6 protein-coding genes are annotated in these 4,624 nt (G+C 74.1%); all 6 read right to left on the bottom strand.

The genetic code is table 11. From position 1 onward, the window contains the following. A partial coding sequence (gene mnhG, locus SSBG_RS28160; protein ID WP_420790331.1) for a monovalent cation/H(+) antiporter subunit G occupies window positions 1-462 on the bottom strand: 462 nt, incomplete at its 3' end. A 34-nt stretch (window positions 463-496) separates the two neighbouring features. Next, window positions 497-811 (bottom strand): monovalent cation/H+ antiporter complex subunit F, encoded by a 315-nt coding sequence (locus SSBG_RS28155; RefSeq protein WP_008749441.1) that lies wholly within the window; start codon window positions 809-811, stop codon window positions 497-499. After that, window positions 808-1,407, bottom strand: coding sequence for a Na+/H+ antiporter subunit E (locus SSBG_RS28150; RefSeq protein WP_008749440.1), 600 nt, complete (start codon window positions 1,405-1,407; stop codon window positions 808-810). Before SSBG_RS28150 ends, SSBG_RS28155 begins: the two co-directional genes overlap by 4 nt. Then, window positions 1,404-3,020, bottom strand: coding sequence for a Na+/H+ antiporter subunit D (locus tag SSBG_RS28145; RefSeq protein WP_008749439.1), 1,617 nt, complete (start codon window positions 3,018-3,020; stop codon window positions 1,404-1,406). The genes SSBG_RS28150 and SSBG_RS28145 overlap by 4 nt, the downstream gene beginning before the upstream one ends. Next, complete coding sequence (locus SSBG_RS28140) at window positions 3,017-3,805, bottom strand: Na(+)/H(+) antiporter subunit C (RefSeq protein WP_037870811.1); 789 nt, start codon at window positions 3,803-3,805, stop codon at window positions 3,017-3,019. Before SSBG_RS28140 ends, SSBG_RS28145 begins: the two co-directional genes overlap by 4 nt. After that, a partial coding sequence (gene mbhE / locus SSBG_RS28135; RefSeq protein ID WP_324603591.1) for a hydrogen gas-evolving membrane-bound hydrogenase subunit E occupies window positions 3,802-4,624 on the bottom strand: 823 nt, incomplete at its 5' end. The genes SSBG_RS28140 and mbhE, both read right to left, overlap by 4 nt.

The raw sequence follows: 4,624 nt of genomic DNA, 5'->3' as shown, positions 1-4,624 counted from the left end.
CGCGAGGCGCGGGCGGGCGGTGCGGACAGCGGCTACGGCCCCGGCGCGTCCCCCTCCCCCCGTGCCGGAAGGCCGTCGCCCGCGCCCGTCCTCGTCCTCGTTCCCGTTCTCGTCCCCCGGGCTCAGCTGCGGGTCGAGGTCGTCGCGGACGAGGTCGTGGACGACGAGCTGGCGGGTGCGGTAGGCCGAGCGGGCGACGAGGTGGGACGCGACGGGGGCCGTGAGGAACTGGAAGAAGACGACGAGCAGGAGGGTGCCGTTGTCGATGCCGTTGCGCAGCCGCAGCGCGACGCCGGCGACGACCAGGAGCAGGCCGAGCGTCTGGGGCTTGGTCGCGGAGTGGCTGCGCGCGAGGACGTCGGGCAGCAGCAGCATCCCGAGGACGCCCAGGAGGCACTGGAGGCAGCCGAGCAGGAGGAGCACCGCCCCGGCGAGGTCGGCGGAGCGGGACCAGGCGCTCATCGGCGGCCTGCCCGGGGCGGTGCGGGGCGCGCGCTCATCGTCGGTCTCCCTTGGGGGGCGCGGGGCGTGGGCGGTCGCGTACGGCGATGAAGCGGGCGATGCCGACGGAGCCCGTGAAGCCCAGGAAGGCGAGGACCAGCATCACGGGGAAGTAGAACGGGTCGCGGTCCCAGGCGGATTTGACGCCGATCCCGGCGGTGATGAGCGCCGCGACCACGTCGAGCGCGACGGCCCGGTCGAGCATCGAGGGGCCGCGCCAGATCCGGACGAGCAGCAGGGCGCCCGCGAGCGCGACCATCGCCCCGGCCGCGAGGATCAGGTCCTTCTCCAGCGTGTCCAGCGCGCTCACCTCTCCTCCCCCGGGGGCGGGGCCGCGACGCGGCGCACGTCGTCCGCGGTGCCGAAGGCCCGCGCGGTGAGCCGTTCGGTGTGCCACACCGAACGGCGGGCGCGCTCGGTCTGCCGCGGGTCGTCGGCGTCGAGCACGTGCAGGAAGAGCGTCGCCGTGGCCTGCCGCACCTCGATGACGGAACCCCCGGGGACCGCGGAGACGGCGACGGCCGTCGCGGTGAGCATGAGGTCGCTGCGGCAGCGCAGCGGCACCGCCACGACGGCGGCCGGGTACGGGCCCGGGGTGAGGATCATGCACGTGACCCGGATGCTGGAGACCGCCATGTCCCACAGCAGGTAGAGCACGAGATGGACGATGCCGAGCGGGCGCAGGCGCAGCCCGAGGTCCACGGCGGGCAGCGGGAAGAGGAGGCACAGGACGACGCCGACGACGAGCCCGGCCACGACGTTGCCCCACGACAGGGTGCCCCACAGCAGGACCCAGATGACGGTCAGCCAGGCGATGAGCGGCAGGTCGAGGACCCGTCTGCTCGTACCGCCGCCCAGGGTCCAGCTGTAGGGGGAGCGTCTTCTGCCCCGGAAGAGGATGCTCACTGGTGCAGCACCGCCTCGATGTAGGGGGTGCGGGCGAGGAGTTCGCCCACGGAGCGGTCGGTGAGGGAGGTGAGCGGGCCGCCGAGGACCGTGTACGAGAGGCCGAGCGCGACGGCGGCGGCCGTGGCGAGGGTCATGGTGAGCGGCAGTCTGCTCGTGGTCTTGGTGACGGCCCGGCCCGAGAGGGTCGCGGGCACGGCGCGCCCGGCGGGTTCGGGGCGGGTGGACTCGTCGTCGCCCTCCTCGTCCCGCTCGCTCTCCTCCAGGACAGCGCCCTCCGCGAGCTGCCCCGGCGGGGCCGCGCGCCAGAACGCGAGGTTCCACACCTTCGCCATGACGTAAAGCGTCAGCAGGCTCGTCGCGGCGGAGCCCGCCACCAGGGTCCACGCCCAGCCGCCGCCCGACTGGGCGCCCGCGCGCAGGAGTTCGAGCTTGCCGAGGAAGCCGGAGAGCGGCGGGATGCCCGCGAGGTTCATCGCGGGGACGAAGAAGAGGACGGCGAGGAGCGGGGCGCCGCGGGCGAGTCCGCCGAGGCGGGTCAGCTCGGTGGTGCCGCCGCGCCGCTCGATGAGCCCGGCGACGAGGAAGAGGGTCGTCTGCACGGTGATGTGGTGGACGACGTAGACGATCGCGCCGCCGAGCCCGGCCCGGCTCGCGAGGCCGATCCCGAAGACCATGTAGCCGATGTGGCTGATGAGGGTGAAGGACAGGACGCGTTTGAGGTCGGTCTGGGCGACGGCGCCGAGGATGCCGACGATCATCGAGGCGAGCGCGGCGAGGAGCAGCAGGTCGCCGAGGCGATGCCCGGGGAAGAGCAGCGTCTCGGTGCGCAGCATCGAGTAGACGCCGACCTTGGTGAGCAGCCCGGCGAAGACGGCGGTGACGGGCGCGGGGGTCGTCGGATAGGAGTCGGGGAGCCAGGCGGCGAGCGGGAAGACGGCGGCCTTGATCGAGAAGACGGTCAGGAGCATCGCTTCGAGGAGCGTGCGCGCGCCGAGCGGGATCTCCTGGAGGCGGACGGCGAGCTGGCCGAGGTTGACGGTCCCGCAGGCCGCGTAGGTCATGGCGATCGCGACGAGGAAGAGCATCGAGGAGAAGAGCGAGATGACCACGTAGGTGGCGCCCGCGCGCACGCGGGGCTCGGTGCCGCCGATCGTGAGCAGGACGTAGCTCGCGACGAGCATGATCTCGAAGCCGACGTAGAGATTGACGAGGTCCCCGGCGAGGAAGGTGCAGGAGACCCCGGCGACGAGGACGAGGTAGGCGGGGTGGAAGACGCCGAGCGGGCTCTCGTCGTCGCGGTCGGCCATGCCCTGCCCGAGCGAGTAGAGCAGGACGAGGAGGGTGACGGCGGAGGAGACGGTGAGCATGAGCCCGGCGAGGCGGTCCGCGACGAGCGTGACGCCGAGCGGCGGCGCGAAGTCCCCGAGGTGGACGACGAGCGGGCCGTCGCGGTCGGCCCGGATCAGGAGGAGGACGGAGAGCACGAGGACGGCGGTGAGCACGGCGACGCTGATGAGCCGCTGGAAGCGGTGCAGGCGGGCCCCGATGGCGAGCTTGAGCCCGGTGACGAGGAGCGGGAGGACGACGGGGAGCGGGACGAGGGAGTTCACCGGGGCTCTTCGCCTTCCTGTCCGGGGTCGTTGGCGGGACCGGGGTCCTCGGCGGCGGAGGGGCCATGGGCGGCGGAGGGGTCTTCGGTGGTACGGGGGTCCCGGGAGGTGCCGGTCTCCTCGGCCGCACGGGGACGGGTGCGGCCTTCCGCGTCGGGGCGCCCGGCACCCGTACCGCCGCCCCCGGCATCCGTACCGCCGCCGTCCTCCGGGTCCGGGTAGTCCCCGGGGTCCGCGCCGAGGATGTCGTTCCACAGGTCACCGGAGGCGTCGCGGGCGCGGGCCTGGTAGGCGCGGTCGGCGCGCAGGCGGGCGCGGAGTTCCCTGCGCTCGGCTCGGTAGCGGGCGCGGGCGCGCGGGGAGTGGCCGCGCGTGGCGCGGATCTCGCGGTAGCGGGCGCGCAGGGCGCTGCGCTCGTCGAGGACTTCGGCGCGCAGGGCGACGAGGCGGTCCTCGGTGTCGTCGCTCAGTTCGTCGGAGCCCGTGACCTGGTGGGTGCGGTAGGCGAGGGCGAGGAGGAAGGCGGTGGTGGCGAGGGCGATGACGATGGCGGTGAGGGCGACGGCCTGCGGGAGGGGGTCCGTGACGCGGTTGCGGATGATCCGCGGGTACAGGAGCGGGGGTTCGGCGGCCGAGCCGGTGGAGGCGAGGACGAGGAGGTTCACGCCGTTGCCGAGGACGACGGTGCCGAGCAGGATGCGGGTGAGGGAACGGGTCAGCACGAGGGCGCCGCCGACGGCGCAGAGCACGACGGCGGAGACGAGCACGGCGAGGCTCAGCGTCACCGGGCACCCCCTTCCCGCCGGGCGGCGCGCAGGGCCGCGAGGCGTTCGATCTGCCGGTCGATCTTGGCTCCGAGCGCGCGGACGAGGTCGAGGACGACGCCGAGGACGAGGAGGTAGACGCCGCAGTCGAAGAGGACGGCGGTGGAGAGGTGGACCTCGCCGAAGACGGGCCAGTGGCCGTGCCAGGTCCAGCCGTGCAGGACGGTGCCCCCGGCGAGGCCGCCGAGCGCGACGCCGGTGGAGACGAACAGGCCGAGCCCGGTGAGGAGCCCGGGCCCGAAGGGCGCGGCGGCGGCCAGCTCGAAGCGGCCGCCGGCGAGGTAGCGGATGATGAAGGCGACCCCGGCGACGAGTCCCGCGACGAAGCCGCCGCCCGGCATGTTCTCGGCGCAGAAGAGCAGGTAGACCGAGAGCACGAGGATCGGGTGGTAGACGAGCCGGGCGACGACCTCGAAGATGACGGAGCGGTGCTCGGGCGCGAGGGTCTTCCCGGCCGCGAGCCAGGTGCGCTCGGGCGCGGTCTCGTCGCCCTCGGGGAGCCCGGCGAGATCGTGGTGCGGGAGGGTCCAGGCGGTCCAGCGGGTCGCGCCGGAGGGCTCGCGCGTGCCGGGGCTCGCGCCCGTCGTGTGCACGGGCGTCGGCGCCCCGCCGCGCGGTCCGGCGGCCAGGAGGTCGTCGCTCTCGGTGCGGCGGTGCAGGTAGATGAGGCTCGTGACGCCGATCGCGGCGGCGGCGAGGACGGCGGACTCGCCCATCGTGTCCCAGGCGCGCAGGTCCACGAGGATGGTCGCGACGACGTCCTTGAGGCCGTGGTGCGCG

This window comes from Streptomyces sp. SPB074 (assembly GCF_000154905.1).
Taxonomy (GTDB): Bacteria; Actinomycetota; Actinomycetes; order Streptomycetales; family Streptomycetaceae; genus Streptomyces.
Note: the sequence above shows the minus strand (reverse complement) of the source record. Positions and strands in the feature narration are given on the sequence as shown.